Consider the following 16,859-nt stretch of genomic DNA (forward strand, 5'->3'; position numbering starts at 1 on the left):
CGAAATATGGACAAACCGATCCTAGATAGATCACTGCGAAACGGACTCGTTACGTATCTATCGGTCATGATCGTTCGAATACCGGACGGGCCGTACAGGAAAAGGAGTTGCGCCGAAGCCGCTCGCTCTGATCGTTCGTGATCTTGCGAGACGCGGGCGGGCAGTGGCCCCCGGAGGCGGTATGACGTGCACCTTAACGGCTCGATCAGGCCGTTCCGCAGGGGTTCTGCAAAATATGTCGAGCCGCCCGGCGTCACGCGTGCCGGGCCCGCTCCTGAGGGCTGGTTCCGGACGCGAAGGCGAGAATGTCCTGCACCGCCTCGCGCAGGCCGGCGAAGTGGCGGTGCACGCCGTCAACGGCCGTGGGGGCGTTGACGCCCCACACCGTCATCCCGGCGCTCAGCCCGGAGCGCACTCCGGACGGGGCGTCCTCGATGACCAGGCACTCCCCCGGTGCGGCGCCGAGCAGCGTGGCGGCCCGCAGATACGGCACGGGGGACGGCTTGCCCTCCTCGACGGCGGCCGCGTCCACGAGGACCTCCGGGACCGGCAGGCCGGTCCGGGCGAAGCGGCCGCGTACCCGGTGCTCGTAGTTCGAGGTCACCAGGGCCCAGGTCCCGGGCCGCAGGGCCGTGAGCAATTCCGCGGCTCCGTCGAAGGCGGCATAGGTGCCGGACCGTACGTCGTCGTCCTCCAACTCGTGCAGGGCCGCGAGGCATTCCTGCGGGTTCCGGTCCGGCGCGACCTGCGCGAAGGTCTCCAACGGCCTTGCCCTCAGGGCCACTTGGTAGACCTCGTCGGCATCGAGTCCGTACCGCTCGGCCCAAGTGCGCCAGACCTGGCGCTGGTTGGCCACGGCGTCGATCAATGTGCCGTCGACGTCGAACAGGACGTATCGCTCGGTGCCGGGCTGAGAGAGTTCGCTGGTCACCTCTGGATCATGTCACCAGGCGCCGGGCGGAACGACGCCAGGCACTGGGCAGAACGCGAGCCGCCGGGCAGAACGCCGATGGGCCCGGCCCCCTCTCGGGGTACCGGGCCCATCAGTCGATCAATGCTTGGCTTCAGCTGTTCTTGGCCCGCGAAGCCGCCCGCGCACGCGCCGTCTTGTCCAGGCCGACCTTGCGGATGCGGACCGCCTCCGGGGTCACCTCGACGCACTCGTCGTCGCGGCAGAACTCCAGGGACTGCTCCAGGGAGAGCTTGCGCGGCGGGACGATCGCCTCGAAGGAGTCGGCCGCGGCCGAGCGCATGTTGGTGAGCTTCTTCTCCTTGGTGATGTTCACGTCCATGTCGTCGGCGCGCGAGTTCTCGCCGACGATCATGCCCTCGTACACCTCGGTGCCGGGCTCGGTGAACAGCACGCCGCGCTCCTGCAGGTTGGTCATCGCGAACGCGGTGACGGCGCCGGCGCGGTCGGCGACCAGCGAACCGTTGTTACGGGTCGCCAGGGTGCCGAACCAGGGCTCGAGGCCCTCGTGGATGGAGTGCGCGATGCCCGTGCCGCGGGTCTGCGTCAGGAACTCCGTACGGAAGCCGATGAGGCCGCGGGACGGGACGACGAACTCCAGGCGGACCCAGCCGGAGCCGTGGTTCGACATGTTGTCCATACGGCCCTTGCGGACGCCCATGAGCTGCGTGACGGCGCCCATGTGCTCCTCGGGCACGTCGATCGTCATGCGCTCGACCGGCTCGTGCGTCTTGCCGTCGATCTCCTGCGTGACGACCTGCGGCTTGCCGATGGTCAGCTCGAAGCCCTCGCGGCGCATCTGCTCGACCAGGATGGCCAGCGCCAGCTCACCGCGGCCCTGCACCTCCCAGGCGTCGGGGCGCTCGGTGTCCAGGACGCGCAGCGAGACGTTACCGATGAGCTCGCGGTCCAGACGGTCCTTGACCTGGCGCGCGGTGACCTTGCGGTCCTTGACCTGGGTGCCCTTGTCCGCGCCCTTGCCGGTGGCGCCCCGGCCGACCAGCGGCGAGGTGTTGGTGCCGATGGTCATGGAGATCGCCGGCTCGTCCACCGTGATGAGCGGCAGCGCGATCGGGTTCTCCGGGTCGGCCAGGGTCTCGCCGATCATGATGTCCGGGATACCCGCGACGGCGCAGATGTCACCGGGGCCCGCCACCTCGGCGGGCTTGCGGGTGAGCGCCTCGGTCATCATCAGCTCGGTGATGCGGACGTTGGCGATCGTGCCGTCACGCTTGATCCACGCGACCGTCTGGCCCTTGCGCAGCTCGCCCTGCTCGACACGGAGCAGCGCGATACGGCCGAGGAAGTTGTCCGCGTCGAGGTTGGTGACGTGGGCCTGCAGCGGGGCGGCGTCGTCGTACTCCGGAGCCGGGACGTGCTCGAGGATCGTCGAGAAGAACGGCTCCAGGCTGTCGCTGTCCGCCGGGACGGTGCCGTCCTCCGGCTTGGTCAGCGAGGCGATGCCGTCACGGCCACAGGCGTAGACGATCGGGAACTCGATCTGGTCCTCGTCCGCGTCCAGGTCCAGGAAGAGGTCGTACGTCTCGTTGACGACCTCGTCGATGCGGGAGTCCGGGCGGTCCGTCTTGTTGATGCACAGGATGACGGGCAGGCGCTGCTGGAGGGCCTTGCGGAGCACGAAGCGGGTCTGCGGGAGCGGGCCCTCGGAGGCGTCCACGAGCAGGACCACCGCGTCCACCATCGACAGACCACGCTCGACCTCGCCACCGAAGTCGGCGTGGCCCGGGGTGTCGATGATGTTGATGGTGATGACGTCGCCGCCATCCTTCGGGTGGTACTTCACGGCCGTGTTCTTGGCCAGGATCGTGATGCCCTTCTCACGCTCCAGGTCGTTCGAGTCCATCATGCGGTCGTCGAGGGACTCGGCGGCGTGCGCGGCGAAGGAGCCGGCCTGCTTGAGCATGGCGTCGACGATGGTCGTCTTGCCGTGGTCGACGTGAGCGACGATGGCGACGTTACGGATGTCGTGGCGCGTGGGCATACTGGGGCGCTTCTCCCGGAATCGTGGACGGCTTGCGCGTACGGTCCGGTACGCGAGCCCTGCCGGGCAGACACGCCACGGCCTTACCCCATCGTACGTGGCCCCCGCGGAGGCGGCCTCCGCGGGGGCTTTCTGTACGTCTGAAGTTCACTTACGTCTTGTCGCTGACCTGCGGATATACCGAAGCAGCGACGGAGGAAGCTACGCCTTCGGCGGCGCCTTCAGGAAGCCGATGTCCTCGTAGTGCGGCGACTCGAAGCCGAAGGCACCCGCATTGGCCAGGGCCGGGCGCACCGCGTACAGCTGCGGGCGCTGGTAGAGCGGGATGGAGCCCGCCGCCGCCCAGATCCGGGCGTCCGCCTGCTTGACCAGGTCCCGCGAGGCGCCCTCGTCCAGCTCTCCGAGCGCCTGCTCGAAGAGCTGGTCGATGTGGTCGGTGCCGACCCGGCTGTAGTTCTGCTCGACGTTGAGCGAGCCGTCCGCCGCGGGCTGCGGCTTGGCGAAGATCGGGCGGGCGTCGGTGGCCGGGAAGGCCGAGGCGGGCCACGAGTACAGGGCCATGTCGAACTGGCCGGACGCGACGTGGTCCTTGAAGTAGCTGTCGTCGGCGACGCGGTCGATCTCCGTACGGATGCCGATGCGCTGCAGCATCCGGGAGACCTTGTCGCCCACCGCGCGCAGCGACTCCGTGCCGGGGCCCGAGGGGAGCACGAACTTCAGCGTCAGGGCCTTGCCGTCCTTGGCGAGCGGGCCGCCGGCCGGCTTCGGGGCACCCGCGCCCTTCGGCGCCGCGGTGCCCTTCGGGGCGTACGCACCCGGAGCGCCGCCCTTCTTCGCCTGCTGCTGCTCCTTCTTCTTGTGCTCGCCCGCCTTCTTCTTCTCTTTGTTCTCCTCGCGCTTGGCCTCCAGCTGGGCCTCGGGCTTGGTGTCGCGGCGGGCGGAGGCGGGCTGCTTGTCGTCCTCCTGGCCGACGATGTACGTACCGTCGTCCTCCGCGGAGTCCTTGGCCTTCTTCTTGTCGGCCTTGCTGCCCGCCGTCTTCTCCTTGAGCGGGCCGCCGGGCACCCAGCCCGCGTCCGCGAGCAGGGCCTGGGCCTCGGCGGTGTCCTGGGTGCCGAGCGCCGAGCTGTTGTCGTTGTAGGCCTGCTGTCCGGCGAGCGCCAGGTGGCTGCCGACCGGCACGGCGGGCAGGCCGAGCGGCTTGAGGACCACCTCGGCGAGCTCGGCGCGGTTCAGGGCGCGGGCCACGGCGCGGCGGACCCGCTCGTCGGCGAGCGGGCCGTCGGCGCCGTTCAGGGCGAGCTGGGTGTACGCCGGCTCCAGCGACTTGCGGACCACGAAGCCGCGCAGTCCGGACTGCTCGGTCGCGTACTCCCTGATGGCCTGCTGGTTCTTCTTGCGGGCCTTCTGCTCGGCCTCCGCCTTGTCCTCGTCCTCGCTGTGCGCGCGGATCCAGGACTTCAGCGCCTGGGCCGGCGTGATCTTCGAGCCCGGGCCGTGGGCCAGCGGACCCTTGGCCCCCGCGTCCCGCGCCGCGAGCGCGATCCGCTCGGCCTCGCCGCTGCCGATCTCGGCGACGTCGACCTGACCGGCGGCCAGCGCTCCGGCGAGCTCGCCCCGCGGCACCGCGCGGAAGCTCAGGCGCTCCAGCTTGGCCGGGCTGCCCCACCAGCGCGGGTTGCGGGTGAGCGTGACCTCGCCGGCCTTTCGGTCGAGCTGCTCGATGCGGAAGGGGCCGGCCGTGGCCTTGAGCTTCTTGCGGGCGCCGTCGTTGAAGCTGTCCGGCGTCCCCATCACGTCCTTGGGGTACAGCGGCGAGAACAGCGAGCGCCAGTCCGTGTACGGCTTGGCGAAGGTGACCCGGACCTCCAGGTTGCTGGCGCCGCGCTCGACCTTCTCGATCCGGTCGTAACCGGCGTTCCGCGCCGTCCAGTAGGCGCTGTCCTGCCCCGACAGGGCGCGCCACTGGGCGGCGAAGTCGGCGGCCCCGATCTCGCGGCCGTCGCTCCACACCGCCTGCTGGTGGAGCTTGTAGAGCACGACCTGCTTGGGCTCGCGCTCGACGATCTCGGCCTTCTCCAGGAAGTCGGCGTTGCGCTGCGCCCGGCCCTTGGCGTCGAGCGTGAACATCGACGGCAGCACCGCCCCGGCGATCCGCGAGGTGGCCGAACCGGCGTCCGCCTGGAAGGAGTTGAGGGTCTCGGGCATCGCGTCGACCGCCCAGGTGGCCTTGCCCCCGTCCGCGACCTGGTCCCGCTGCGCGCGCGAGATGTCCTGGGGCGCCGTGGTGGCCCCGCCCTCCTCGCCCGAGCTGCAGCCGGCGAGCGCGGGCAGGGCGAGCACCCCCGTGGTGAGGAGCGCGGCAGAGCGGAGTCTGACGCCCGCTGATCCTGGTCGGGCCATGACTTGGTACCTCCGGGGGCTCGCCCGGCCGCCCGCTACCAGTCGTGGGCCGGGTTTGTTCACGTATGGCGGTATTAAGGGGCTGATCACACCTATCGCCCTACTGAAGGGGCCCGGGCCCGGCGCATGGCGGCGACACGTCGGCAGCGCCAAGGAAGCCCACCCATTGGGCCCAATCCGGCCGCGCGGGGCGCACAGGCGCGCCAGTCGACGCACTGAAGTGTTCAATCCGCGCAGATCTCTTCACAACGCGGGATGTGACGCGCAACACTCGCAGGCGCATGGATCGACGACTGCATTGCCACCGCAACCGCGGAAGTGAGGGCAAGTCATGTCCCTGCAGGACGATTTGACGGCGGTTCAGCGCTGCCTGGACGACCTGGTGCGCTCCGTCGGAAGGCTGGAGCAGCAGGTCGGACCGGGCCTGGACATACGCCGGGTAGGCACGGACACCGACCATCTGCGGGACAGCGTCGCGCTCCTGCGCGCGGCGGCGCCCGCACTGCCCCCGAAGCAGCGCCCCGAGATGGTCACGATCCCCGACACGCCGTACGACCGCTCGCTCTGGACCGACTCGGACGACGAGGGTCTGGGCGCCCGCGACCGCCACGCGCCCTAGCACCCCCGAACCCCCTGAGCGCGACCTCCCCTGGAGACCTCGTTGGCCACTGGCACGGAACCCGAACTCAATACCGCGGGCGGTGTGCGCGGCGCCTCACGTGCCGCCATCGCCGCCCCTCATCTGCGGACAGACCGCTGGTGGCTGGCGCCCGCCGGGACCGCCGCGGGGCTGTTCGCCTTCGTCGTGTACTCGACGTGGCGGGCCTTCGCGAACTCGGACTACTACGCGGCCCCGTACGTCTCGCCGTTCTACTCGCCCTGTCTCGCGGACAACTGCCAGACCATGAAGGGCGGCCCCAACTGGGAGATCTTCGGCAGCTGGTGGGCCCTGTCCCCCGCGCTGCTCATCCTGATCTTCCCGCTGGGCTTCCGGCTGACCTGCTACTACTACCGCAAGGCCTACTACCGCGGCTTCTGGGCCTCGCCGCCCGCCTGCGCGGTGGCCGAGCCGCACACGAAGTACAGCGGCGAGACGAAGTTCCCGCTGATCTTCCAGAACATGCACCGCTACTTCTTCTACGCCGCGGTGCCGGTGGCCGGAATCCTCACGTACGACACCGTTCTCGCCTTCCGCGACGAGAACTACGAGTGGGGCCACATGGGACTCGGGTCCCTGGTCTTCCTCCTCAACATCGTGCTGATCTGGATGTACACGCTGTCCTGCCACTCCTGCCGGCACATCGTCGGCGGCAAGCTCAAGCACTTCTCCAAGCACCCGGTGCGCTACCGGGCGTGGCAGTGGATCGGGAAGCTGAATGCCCGTCACATGCTGCTCGCCTGGGCCTCGTTGATCAGCGTGGCACTCGCGGACTTCTACGTCTTCCTGGTCGCGTCCGGTGCTTTCGATGATCCGAGGTTCTTCTGATGACTCAGGTGGAGCGGCAGCAGTGGGACGTTGTCGTGATCGGTGCGGGCGGCGCGGGACTGCGCGCCGCGATCGAGGCGCGCGAGCAGGGGGCGCGTACGGCGGTCATCTGCAAGTCGCTGTTCGGCAAGGCGCACACGGTGATGGCCGAGGGCGGCATCGCGGCCGCCATGGGCAACGTGAACAGCGAGGACAGCTGGCAGACGCACTTTCGCGACACCATGCGCGGCGGCAAGTTCCTCAACCAGTGGCGGATGGCCGAACTGCACGCGCAGGAGGCCCCGGACCGGGTCTGGGAGCTGGAGACCTGGGGTGCGCTCTTCGACCGCACCAAGGACGGCCGGATCTCGCAGCGCAACTTCGGCGGGCACGAGTACCCGCGGCTCGCGCACGTCGGTGACCGTACGGGCCTCGAACTGATCCGCACGCTGCAGCAGAAGATCGTGTCGCTGCAGCAGGAGGACAAGAAGGAGCACGGCGACTACGAAGCCGGGTTGAAGGTCTTCCAGGAGTGCACGGTCACCCGCATCCTCAAGGACCCGGACGGCCGGGTCTCCGGGGTGTTCTGCTACGAGCGCGAGTCGGGCCGCTTCTTCGTCATCGAGGCGCCGTCCGTCGTGATCGCCACGGGTGGCATCGGCAAGTCCTTCAAGGTGACGTCCAACTCGTGGGAGTACACGGGTGACGGGCACGCGCTCGCCCTGCTCGCCGGGGCGCCGCTGCTGAACATGGAGTTCGTGCAGTTCCACCCGACCGGGATGGTCTGGCCGCCGTCGGTGAAGGGGATCCTCGTCACCGAGTCCGTACGCGGTGACGGCGGGGTGCTGCGGAACTCCGAGGGCAAGCGGTTCATGTTCGACTACATCCCGGACGTGTTCAAGGAGAAGTACGCCCAGTCCGAGGAGGAGGGCGACCGCTGGTACGACGACCAGGCCAACAACCGGCGACCTCCGGAACTGCTCCCCCGCGACGAGGTGGCCCGCGCCATCAACTCCGAGGTGAAGGCGGGCCGCGGATCACCGCACGGCGGGGTCTTCCTGGACGTGTCCAGCCGCCTCCCAGCCGATGTGATCAAGCGCAAACTCCCCTCCATGTACCACCAGTTCAAGGAGCTGGCGGACGTCGACATCACGGCGGAGGCCATGGAGGTCGGGCCGACCTGCCACTACGTGATGGGCGGCATCGCGGTCGAGTCCGACACCGCCGCGGCGCTCGCCGTGCCCGGTCTGTACGCGGCCGGTGAGGTCGCGGGCGGAATGCACGGCTCGAACCGCCTCGGCGGGAACTCGCTCTCCGACCTCCTCGTGTTCGGGCGCCGGGCCGGTCTGCACGCGGCGCAGTACGCGACCGCGCTGACGAGCCGCCCCGCCGTGGACGACCTGGAGATCGACGTGGCGGCGGCCGAGGCGCTGCGGCCCTTCTCCGCCGAGGGGCCGCCGGAAGGCGAGGTCAACGGCAGGCCGCCGGAGAATCCGTACACCATCCACCAGGAACTCCAGCAGACCATGAACGACCTGGTCGGCATCATCCGCCGCGAGGGCGAGATGCACGAGGCCCTGCAGAAGCTCGCCGAGCTGCGGGTGCGGGCGCGGCGGGCCGGGGTCGAGGGGCACCGGCAGTTCAACCCGGGCTGGCACCTCGCGCTCGACCTCAGGAACATGCTCCTGGTCAGCGAGTGCATCGCGCGGGCCGCCCTGGAGCGGCAGGAGAGCCGGGGCGGGCACACCCGCGAGGACTTCCCGGGCATGGACCGGCAGTGGCGGCGCGCCAATCTGCTCTGCCAACTCGCCGATCCCAGCGGGGGGTTGGCGGCCACCGATCCGGTACGGGGCCAGATCAAGCTCGTACGGAAAGAGACCGAGCCCATCCGTCCGGACCTGCTCGCCCTCTTCGAGAAGGAAGAGCTGGTCAAGTACCTCGCCGAAGAGGAGCTCTACGAGTGAGCACGGTTCAGGAGACGGGCGCCGGGGCGTCGACCTCGTACGAGGCGCGCTTCAAGGTGTGGCGCGGGGACACCGACGGCGGTGGGCTCGAGGACTTCAAGGTCGAGGTCAACGAGGGCGAGGTGATCCTCGACATCATCCACCGGCTGCAGGCCACCCAGGCGCCGGATCTCGCGGTGCGCTGGAACTGCAAGGCGGGCAAGTGCGGTTCGTGTTCGGCGGAGGTCAACGGCCGGCCCCGGCTGATGTGCATGACGCGGATGTCGACGTTCTCGCGGGAGGAAGTCATCACGGTGACGCCGCTGCGGGCGTTTCCGGTGGTGCGGGACCTGGTGACGGACGTCGGCTTCAACTACACGAAGGCCAGGGAGGTCCCGGCCTTCGTGCCGCCGCAGGGGGTCGCCGCCGGTGAGTACCGGATGCAGCAGGAGGACGTGGACCGCTCGCAGGAGTTCCGCAAGTGCATCGAGTGCTTCCTCTGCCAGGACACCTGCCACGTGGTCCGCGACCACGAGGAGAACAAGGGCGCCTTCGCGGGCCCGCGCTTCCTGATGCGGGTCGCCGAGCTGGACATGCACCCGCTGGACGCGGCCGCCGAGTCGGGCCTCGACCGGAAGGCCACGGCGCAGGAGGAGCACGGGCTCGGGCTCTGCAACATCACCAAGTGCTGCACCGAGGTGTGCCCCGAGGGCATCAAGATCACGGATAACGCCCTGATTCCGCTGAAGGAGCGGGCGGTGGACAGGAAGTACGACCCGTTGGTGTGGCTGGGGAACAAGATCCGCAGGCGGGGCGAGGGGTAGGCGGGGGCCCTGCTGGGCGAGCCGGGGCCGGGCAGGTCGGGGGCAGGTCGGGCGGGCCGGGCGGGCCGGGGCAGGCCGGGCAGGCCGGGGCAGGCCGGGCAGGCCGGGCAGGCCGGGGGCAGGTCGGCAACGGAAAGAGGCGCGGCGGGGGCGGGGCGGAAGGCGAGGGCGAGGGCGCAGCAGGGGACCGGAAGGTGAAGCGGGGCTACATGGGGGGGAAAGGGGCGCCAGACGGACCCTTATGTCCGTTATGGCTGCCCCCTTTCCCCCACGTAGCCCCACGGGACCCCCTCCCCGCTCGGTCCCGGTGCTCGTCGCCCCGCGTGCCTGGGCGCGCGGCTAAGCCGTAGCCTTCAGCGCCGCCAGCCGCGCCTCGATCTCCGCCTGGTCGCCCATCGAGTCCAGCTGCTCGAACTGCGCGTCCAGGGAGGACTCCGCGAGCTCCTGCTTGCCGAGCGCCTTGGCCTCCTCGCGGCGGACCTTCTCCTCGAAGCGGCTCAGTTCGCTCGTCGGGTCGAGGACGTTGATGTTCTTCGCGGCGTCCATCATCTGGTTCTGCGCCGACGCCGTCTTCGCGCGGGCCACCAACTGGTCGCGCTTCGACTGGAGTTCGGTCAGCTTGACCTTCATCTGGTCGAGTCCGGTCTTCAGCTTGTCGACGACCTCCGTCTGCGCGGCGATCGTCGGCTCGGCGTCCTTCGCCTCCTTCTCGGCCTGCAGCTGGCGCTGCAGCGCGACCTTGGCGAGGTTGTTGAACTTGTCCGCGTCCGCGGAATCGCCGGCGGACGCCAGCTCGTCGGCCTTCTTGCTGGCCGCCGCCGCCTTGCCGCCCCACTCGGCGGACGCGTCCACGTCCTCCTTGTGGTCCTGCTCCAGCATCCGCAGGTTGCCGATGGTGGTGGCCACCGCCTGCTCCGCCTCGCTGATGTTGTTGGTGTAGTCCCGGATCAGCTGGTCGAGCATCTTCTGCGGGTCCTCGGCCTGGTCGAGCAGGGCGTTGATGTTGGCCTTCGCGAGCTGGGCGACACGGCCCAGGATCGTCTGCTTGGTCATGGCTCAAGCTCCTTGCCTGAAAAGGTAATTGGGGGACATACCGGATCGAGCTAGGTGGGATTCAGAACCTGCCTCCGCCCATCCGCCCCCGAGTCCCTCCACCGCCGAAGCTCCCGGGCCCGCCCCCGCCGAAGCCGCCGCCCCCACCGCCGCCGCCCATCCCCCGCCCCATCCCGCCGAAGATCTCGCCGAGGATGATCCCGCCGAGCACCGCCCCGCCCATGCCGCCGCCACCGCGCTGCTGTCCGCCGAATCCGCCGCCGTACGGGCTGCCGTACGAACCCACGTCGCGCTCGGCCAGCTGCTGTGCCTGGCGGGCCATGGAGTCCGCCTGCTGGGCCTCGGCCAGGGCGGTCGAGGCGTCGGAGGCGGCGATCGCGTCGGCCCGCTCCAGGTGGCGCTGGGCCTCGGCGAGCCGGGTGCGGGCCTGGCTGCCGACGGCGCCGCGATGGGTGGTGATGTAGTCCGCGGCGGCGCCGATGCCACTGCGGGCGGTGAGCATGGCCTGGTCGAGCAGGGCCCGGGCCCGCTGGTTCGCGACCTCGCGCTCGCGGGCGCCGTCCAGGGCCTCGTCAAGCGCGGAGTCGGCCTCCTCGATGCGGCGCAGCGCGTCGATCGGGTCGTACCGGCCCGTCGTCATCTCCTGTCGTACGTCGCTGACGACGGCCTCCGCGCGGCCGATGCGGCCCTGCAGATCGGCCGTCGAGGTGCCGGTGACCGTGCCCTGCAGCATGCCGCGGGCGTCCGCCAGATCGGTCTCGGTCTCGGTGAGCGCGGCCGGCAACTTGCCGGTGGCCTCGGCGAGTTCCTGGGCGAGGCGGTCGATGGAGTCGACGAGGGTGCCGGCCTGGTCGACCGCGCCCTCGGCGGCCCGCAGATAGACGGCCGCCCTGCCGTTGTCGCCGCCGTCGACGGACTGGCGGGCCTGGTTGAGGTTGGTGGTGGCGAAGACCAGGCGCTCCTTGGCCTCCTCGACGTGTCCGGTCACGGACGCGGACGCGGAGTCGGCGTAGCGGGTGGTGAGCGCGGCGAGCGTCGCCTCCGCGGTGCCCGTGCGGCCCGCGATCTGCCGGAACGCGCCCTCCGCGTGGGTCAGTGCCTCGGGGGCGTTCTGCTCCAGGGCGCGCAGCCGGTCGAAGTCGGCGGTCTCCGCGTCCAGGCGGCGGTTGGCCTCGGTGCAGCGCGTGATGATCTCGTCGAGCATGCGGCGCTTGGTCGGGTCGTCCTCGGGGAACGCGTCGTCGAGCTGCTGGCGGATGCGGAAGGCCGCCGTCAGCTCGGCCTTCGCGTACTCCACCGCCTCGGTGAAGGGTTTGATCGCTTCGTCGCCGAACTGGGCGCTGGCGAAGCCGAGTTCCTCGGTGCTGGTGCGGATCGCGTCGTCGGTCTGGACGAGCAGGTGCTTGGCCTTGGTGTCCAGTTCGGGCAGCGGGGTCAGGGGGACGGCCGGCTGTCCGGGTGTGGTGCGCGTGGTGGTACGCCGCTTGCGCCGGGTGTACGCGTACGCCGCCAGGGCGCCCGCGCTGCCGACGGCGATCACCGGCAGGACGAGGTCGCCGCTCGCGGTGGAGTCGGAAGCGGCTCCTCCCGGGTCGGCCTCGCCGGGGGTGATCGCGGGGGCCGGGACGGGCTGTCCGGCGAGGACCGCGTCATAGCCGTTCGCGGCCCCGATGGCGGCGCCCGCCCAGTCGTTCTGCCGCAGGGTGGGCACGATCGCCTTCTGCGCGACGTCCGCGAGCTGGGCGTCGGTGAGCCGGGAGCCCTGGTCGACCCAGTAGGTGTAGTTGCGGTCGCGGGTCGCGACGGCGAGCAGGACGTCGTTCAGGCCGAGCCCGTTGCGGCGCGCGGTGGCGTCGGCCCAGTCCTGCGCGGAACGGCCGGAGAAGTCGCGTACGTAGGTGACGAAGAGCTGCATCCCCCGGTCGTCGTACAGCTTGTTGAGGGCCTGGGTGACCTCGCCCTTGCGATCCCCGAGCGCGCCCACCTTGTCGGTGATCTGGCCGGTCCGGGAGAGGGTGACCGGGTCCTCGGCCCGTGCCGTGCCGACGGTCGGCAGCAGAGCGCCGACGGCGAGGAGCCCGGCGGCGAGCGCCCGGACGGCTATGTGGGGCAGCGAACGGGATGGCGTCACATTGGGGAGCGTATGTCCGGTTCTGCGGCGTCGCGACCGGGGCGGGGCCCTCCGCTGTCACCGCTCGCGGCGCCGGTCAGAACATGCTGAGCAGCGCCTCCACCGACGGCTCGTCGGCCGCGTCCCCGTTCGGCAGCGGCAGCTCGAACCACACCGTCTTGCCGCGAGGTGTCCTGCGGGCGCCCCAGGAGGCGCTGAGCAGGCCGACCAGCTGGAGCCCGCGGCCGCCCTCGTCGGTGTCCTTGGCGCGGCGGCGCCGGGGCTGGACCAGGCCGGCGTCCCAGACCTCGCAGACCAGGGTGCGGTCCAGGAGCAGGCGGAGTCTGATCTCGCCCTCGCCGTATCTGAGGGCGTTGGTGACCAGCTCGCTGACCAGGAGTTCCGTGGTGTCGATGAGGGGTTCCAGGTCCCAGGACTGCAGCTGCGCACGGGCCAGCTCGCGGGCCCGGCCGACCGAGCGGGGCTCGCGGGGCAGCGTCCAGTCGCCGACGGCGTCCTCGGGCAGGCCCTGGACGCGGGCCATGAGAAGGGCGATGTCGTCCTCGCCGTGGTGGGTGTCGAGGGTGTTGAGGACGTGGTCGCAGACGTCCTCGAGGGGGCGTACCGGATCCGTTATGGCCGTACGGAAGGCGCGCAGGCCCTCGTCGAGAGGGTGGTCCCGGGATTCGACCAGGCCGTCCGTGTAGAGGGCGAGCAGGGCGCCCTCGGGGAGTTCGACCTCGACCTCCTCGAAGGGCTCGCCGCCGACGCCGAGCGGCATGCCGGGCGGTACGTCGAGCATGAGGGCGGGCTCGCCGGGTTCGACCAGGACGGGCGGGAGGTGGCCCGCGTTGGCGAACGTACATCGGCGGGTCACCGGGTCGTAGACGGCGTAGATGCAGGTGGCGAGGTAGACCTCGGACGGGTCGACGTCGCGGCCCTGCAGGGCGCGGCGGGACGACTGCGGGGACGGGGCGTGCGCCGGGCCGATGGTGGACGGGGTGCCGAGCCCGCGGGCGATCTCGTCGAGGGCGGAGAGGACCTCGGCAGGTTCGAGGTCGAGGAGCGCCAACGTCCGTACGGCGGTGCGCAGTTCACCCATGGCGACGGCGGCGCGCAGGCCGCGGCCCATCACGTCGCCGACGACGAGGGCGGTGCGGTGGCCGGGGAGTTCGATGACGTCGAACCAGTCGCCGCCGACCTCGGTGGCCGCGTTCCCCGGCAGATAGCGGCAGGCGATGTCGAGGCCGGAGGCCTCCGGGTCGCCGGGCGGGAGCAGGGAGCGCTGCAGGATCAGCGCGCGCTCGTGCTCCCTCCGGTACAGGCGGGCGTTGTCGATGCAGACCGCGGCGCGGGCGGCGAGCTCGGTCGCGAGGGACCGGTCGCGTTCGCCGAAGGGCTCGCTGCCCTTCGTACGGCTGAAGCGGGCGAGGCCGACCACCGTGTCGTGGGCGACCATCGGGACGGCGAGGGTCTGCTGGACGAGGCCGCCCTCGGCGCCCTGGATGGTGCGCGGGCGGGCGGTGCGCAGGGCGTCCGCGCAGGGCGAGTTGAAGGAGTAGCGGTGCTTGGCGCCGACGGTCGGCGCCTCCTCGCTGCACTCGTCGAGCGGGGCGTCCGAGACGGCGCTGGCGAAGGCCACGCGGCGCAGTTCGGCACTGCCGTCGGCGAGGCCGGGCGGGGCCTCGTCGCCGTCGAGCAGGCCCTGGTAGAGGTCGACGGAGGCCAGGTCGCAGAAGACGGGGACGGAGACGTCGAGCAGCTCGCGGGCCGTGGTCTCCAGGTCCAGGGAGTTGCCGATCCGGGCGCCCGCCTCGTTGAGCAGGGCCAGATTGCGGCGGGCGTGCGCGGCCTCGCGGGCTGCGGCGTGCCGGCGGGTGACGTCGGTGCCGAGGCCCGCGATGCCGATGGGCCGGCCCGCGCCGCTGTGCACGCGGTAGAGGTTGACCGACCAGTGGCGGCGGTCGCCGCCGCCCGGGGACGAGCCGACCAGCTGCATGTCCGTGACGGCCTCGCCGGTCTCCAGGACGCGCTTGAGCGCGGCCTGCATACGGTCGGCCTCGTGGCGCGGCAGATAGTCGTGGACGGTGCGGCCGCGGTGTTCGTCGGCGTCGCCGCCGAAGACGGAGGCGAAGCGCTTGTTGGCGCGCTGGACGCGGAGGTCCGTGCCGAAGAGGAGGAAACCGAAGGGAGATTGACCGAAAATGGCCTGAGAGGCAGCGAGATCGGTCTCTATGCGGCGAAGCGCCCGTACGTCGACGACGATGCAGACCGCCGCGCGGTCGCCGCTCTCCGTCTCGGTCGGCATCACATAGACCTCGGCGATGCCGTCCATCGATCCGTCGGGCGCCATCCGGAACGGGACCACGCCCGTCCACTCCCGTCCGTCCAGGATCTCGGCGACCTTGCGATGTCCCAGGTCACGCAGGTCGGCGGGGACGAAGGCCTCGATCGGGTCCTTTCCGACGGCGTCGGCCGCGCGGACGCCGAACAGCTGCTCCGCGCGCAGGCTCCACTGATCGATCAGGCCGTCCGGACCCAGGGAGAACGAGGCGACCCTGATGTAGTCATAGATCGAGCCAGGCGGGCTGCTCTGCCACAGCACATCGCCCGGATTGTCACCAGGCCCCTGCGCCCTGGCTGGTATTCCGCTCACGCGACCGTCCCCTCCAGCTCACCGCTACCGCCACCGCACAGACCTGCGGTCTTCGGACGGCTTGCCCGCAGTATCCAGCACTACGGCCGCACGCAACACTGCGTTCACATCTCCCGCGCTTCCCGACGCTTTTCGGCCGTAAGGCCGGGGCTCGCGGAGATCGGCTCTCCCCCACCTTCTAACCAGGCAGAGCCAGCTCGAACCACACCGTCTTACCCGTTTTCCCGCGCCGGGTGCCCCAGCGCACCGCGGAACAGGCCACCAGCTGCAGGCCACGGCCGCCTTCGTCGTCGGGGGCGGCGACCCGTTCGCGCGGCGGATCCGGAAGCGGATCGGAAACCTCCACAAGGAGGTGGGGGGACCTGTGCGCGGGCGCGGGGGCGGCCGCGGGGCGTACCAGGCGTACGCCGATGGGGCCCGAGGCGTGCCGCAGGGAGTTGGTCACGAGTTCACTGACGAGGAGCACGGTCATGTCTGCGACGGCGTCGAGGTTCCAGTCGCCGAGTTGGTGGCGGACGCGGGCGCGGGCGGTGCGTACGGCTCCTGGATCGGCGGGGAAGGTCCACTCGGCGCAGTCGCCCTCGGTGTCGATCACGCCGATCACCTTCCTGGCGGACCTGCCTTTTGACCCCTGTCCGGTTTCATGGGGTTAATCACCCCATACCCGATATCGCTGGGGTCGTATCGCCTACGCGGGCGCACTGTGGCACGTATGGCTTACGCGGGGCGTGGGGCTTGGGCCGATTGCGCCCCTCTACGCCCTGCTCCCGACTCCGGCCTCACCCGCCCGAGCTCACGGGGGCGCCGCCCCCGGGCCCCCGGTCCTGGCCGGACGGGCTTTCAATTTCCCCTCCCCGCCCCTTCCCGAAAGCCTGCGGCGCCTGGGTGGGTGGGAGTGGGTTGTCACCTGCCGGTCAAAGACTGTCCTCAAGCGCCGGACGGGCTGACTCGGTCAGCCCGTCCGGCGCTTGAGGACACAGCTCCGCAGGATTTCGGGAAGGGGCGGGGAGGGGAAAAAGATCACTGAAGCCGGGCCGCGGCCTCCGAAACCGCCGGGCGGTCCTCGTCCAGCCAGTTCACGGTCCAGATCTCGGACGGGCCCAGCCAGCGCAGCTCGTCGTGGTCCTCCAGGGGCCGCGGGTCACTCGCGATGAGCTTCGCCGTCCAGGCCTGGAGGACGTAGCCGGGCCGGCCAAGCGGCCACTCGCCCGGAAGGCGTTCCAGGAGCTCCGCCTCCACGCCCAGCTCCTCGCGGAGCTCGCGCACGAGCGCCTGCGAAGGCAATTCGCCGGGCTCCACCTTCCCGCCCGGGAGCTCCCACCGGCCGGCCAGCGCAGCGGGAGCGCTGCGCCGGGCCGCGAGCATGCGCCCGTCTGCGAACAGGGCGGCGCCCACGACAAGGATGCGATCCGTCATACGCCGGAGCCTAAGCG

General features: G+C 70.7%; 12 protein-coding genes. 4 read left to right on the top strand and 8 right to left on the bottom strand.

Features of this window, described 5'->3' with window-relative positions; translation table 11 throughout:
* Positions 1-253: 253 nt before the first annotated feature.
* The 3 genes from OG430_RS18670 to OG430_RS18680 form a co-directional block, all read right to left on the bottom strand.
* Positions 254-931 carry an HAD family hydrolase gene (locus tag OG430_RS18670; RefSeq protein WP_327353664.1) on the bottom strand — a complete coding sequence of 226 codons (678 nt, stop codon included), beginning with the start codon at positions 929-931 and terminating at the stop codon, positions 254-256.
* 133 nt (positions 932-1,064) lie between these two features.
* Complete coding sequence (gene typA, locus OG430_RS18675) at positions 1,065-2,972, bottom strand: translational GTPase TypA (protein ID WP_327353665.1); 1,908 nt, start codon at positions 2,970-2,972, stop codon at positions 1,065-1,067.
* A gap of 201 nt (positions 2,973-3,173) precedes the next feature.
* On the bottom strand, positions 3,174-5,375 hold the full coding sequence (locus OG430_RS18680; RefSeq protein WP_327353666.1) for an ABC transporter family substrate-binding protein: 2,202 nt from the start codon (positions 5,373-5,375) through the stop codon (positions 3,174-3,176).
* A gap of 331 nt (positions 5,376-5,706) precedes the next feature.
* Between OG430_RS18680 and OG430_RS18685 the strand changes: the two genes are divergently transcribed.
* The 4 genes from OG430_RS18685 to OG430_RS18700 are packed head-to-tail and all read left to right on the top strand — an operon-like array spanning position 5,707 to position 9,607.
* Positions 5,707-5,994, top strand: coding sequence for a hypothetical protein (locus OG430_RS18685; RefSeq protein WP_327353667.1), 288 nt, complete (start codon positions 5,707-5,709; stop codon positions 5,992-5,994).
* A 42-nt stretch (positions 5,995-6,036) separates the two neighbouring features.
* On the top strand, positions 6,037-6,861 hold the full coding sequence (locus OG430_RS18690) for a hypothetical protein (protein WP_327353668.1): 825 nt from the start codon (positions 6,037-6,039) through the stop codon (positions 6,859-6,861).
* Positions 6,861-8,804 carry a fumarate reductase/succinate dehydrogenase flavoprotein subunit gene (locus tag OG430_RS18695; protein WP_327353669.1) on the top strand — a complete coding sequence of 648 codons (1,944 nt, stop codon included), beginning with the start codon at positions 6,861-6,863 and terminating at the stop codon, positions 8,802-8,804. Before OG430_RS18690 ends, OG430_RS18695 begins: the two co-directional genes overlap by 1 nt.
* Positions 8,801-9,607: a succinate dehydrogenase/fumarate reductase iron-sulfur subunit gene (locus OG430_RS18700; protein WP_327353670.1), complete on the top strand. Its 807-nt coding sequence runs from the start codon at positions 8,801-8,803 to the stop codon at positions 9,605-9,607. Before OG430_RS18695 ends, OG430_RS18700 begins: the two co-directional genes overlap by 4 nt.
* A gap of 339 nt (positions 9,608-9,946) precedes the next feature.
* Here the strand turns inward: OG430_RS18700 and OG430_RS18705 are convergent, their stop codons facing one another.
* The 5 genes from OG430_RS18705 to OG430_RS18725 form a co-directional block, all read right to left on the bottom strand.
* The gene (locus OG430_RS18705; RefSeq protein ID WP_327353671.1) at positions 9,947-10,660 is read right to left on the bottom strand and encodes a PspA/IM30 family protein; all 714 of its coding nucleotides are present in this window, start codon (positions 10,658-10,660) and stop codon (positions 9,947-9,949) included.
* 61 nt (positions 10,661-10,721) lie between these two features.
* Positions 10,722-12,791 (bottom strand): TPM domain-containing protein, encoded by a 2,070-nt coding sequence (locus tag OG430_RS18710; RefSeq protein WP_442816515.1) that lies wholly within the window; start codon positions 12,789-12,791, stop codon positions 10,722-10,724.
* Between the two features lie 76 nt (positions 12,792-12,867).
* Positions 12,868-15,426 (bottom strand): SpoIIE family protein phosphatase, encoded by a 2,559-nt coding sequence (locus OG430_RS18715; RefSeq protein ID WP_327353672.1) that lies wholly within the window; start codon positions 15,424-15,426, stop codon positions 12,868-12,870.
* Between the two features lie 178 nt (positions 15,427-15,604).
* Positions 15,605-16,030 (bottom strand): ATP-binding protein, encoded by a 426-nt coding sequence (locus OG430_RS18720; RefSeq protein WP_327353673.1) that lies wholly within the window; start codon positions 16,028-16,030, stop codon positions 15,605-15,607.
* A gap of 416 nt (positions 16,031-16,446) precedes the next feature.
* Positions 16,447-16,842 carry a (deoxy)nucleoside triphosphate pyrophosphohydrolase gene (locus OG430_RS18725; RefSeq protein ID WP_327353674.1) on the bottom strand — a complete coding sequence of 132 codons (396 nt, stop codon included), beginning with the start codon at positions 16,840-16,842 and terminating at the stop codon, positions 16,447-16,449.
* Positions 16,843-16,859: the final 17 nt, after the last annotated feature.

It is taken from the genome of Streptomyces sp. NBC_01304 (genome assembly GCF_035975855.1).
In the GTDB taxonomy this organism is placed as follows: domain Bacteria; phylum Actinomycetota; class Actinomycetes; order Streptomycetales; family Streptomycetaceae; genus Streptomyces.

Bases quoted from the DNA above. Each gene is read 5' to 3' on its own strand.
- OG430_RS18695 (WP_327353669.1), top strand. From the start codon at position 6,861: ATGACTCAGGTGGAGCGGCAGCAGTGGGACGTTGTCGTGATCGGTGCG.
- typA (WP_327353665.1), bottom strand. From the start codon at position 2,972: ATGCCCACGCGCCACGACATCCGTAACGTCGCCATCGTCGCTCACGTC.
- OG430_RS18705 (WP_327353671.1), bottom strand. From the start codon at position 10,660: ATGACCAAGCAGACGATCCTGGGCCGTGTCGCCCAGCTCGCGAAGGCC.
- OG430_RS18685 (WP_327353667.1), top strand. From the start codon at position 5,707: ATGTCCCTGCAGGACGATTTGACGGCGGTTCAGCGCTGCCTGGACGAC.
- OG430_RS18725 (WP_327353674.1), bottom strand. From the start codon at position 16,842: ATGACGGATCGCATCCTTGTCGTGGGCGCCGCCCTGTTCGCAGACGGG.
- OG430_RS18680 (WP_327353666.1), bottom strand. From the start codon at position 5,375: ATGGCCCGACCAGGATCAGCGGGCGTCAGACTCCGCTCTGCCGCGCTC.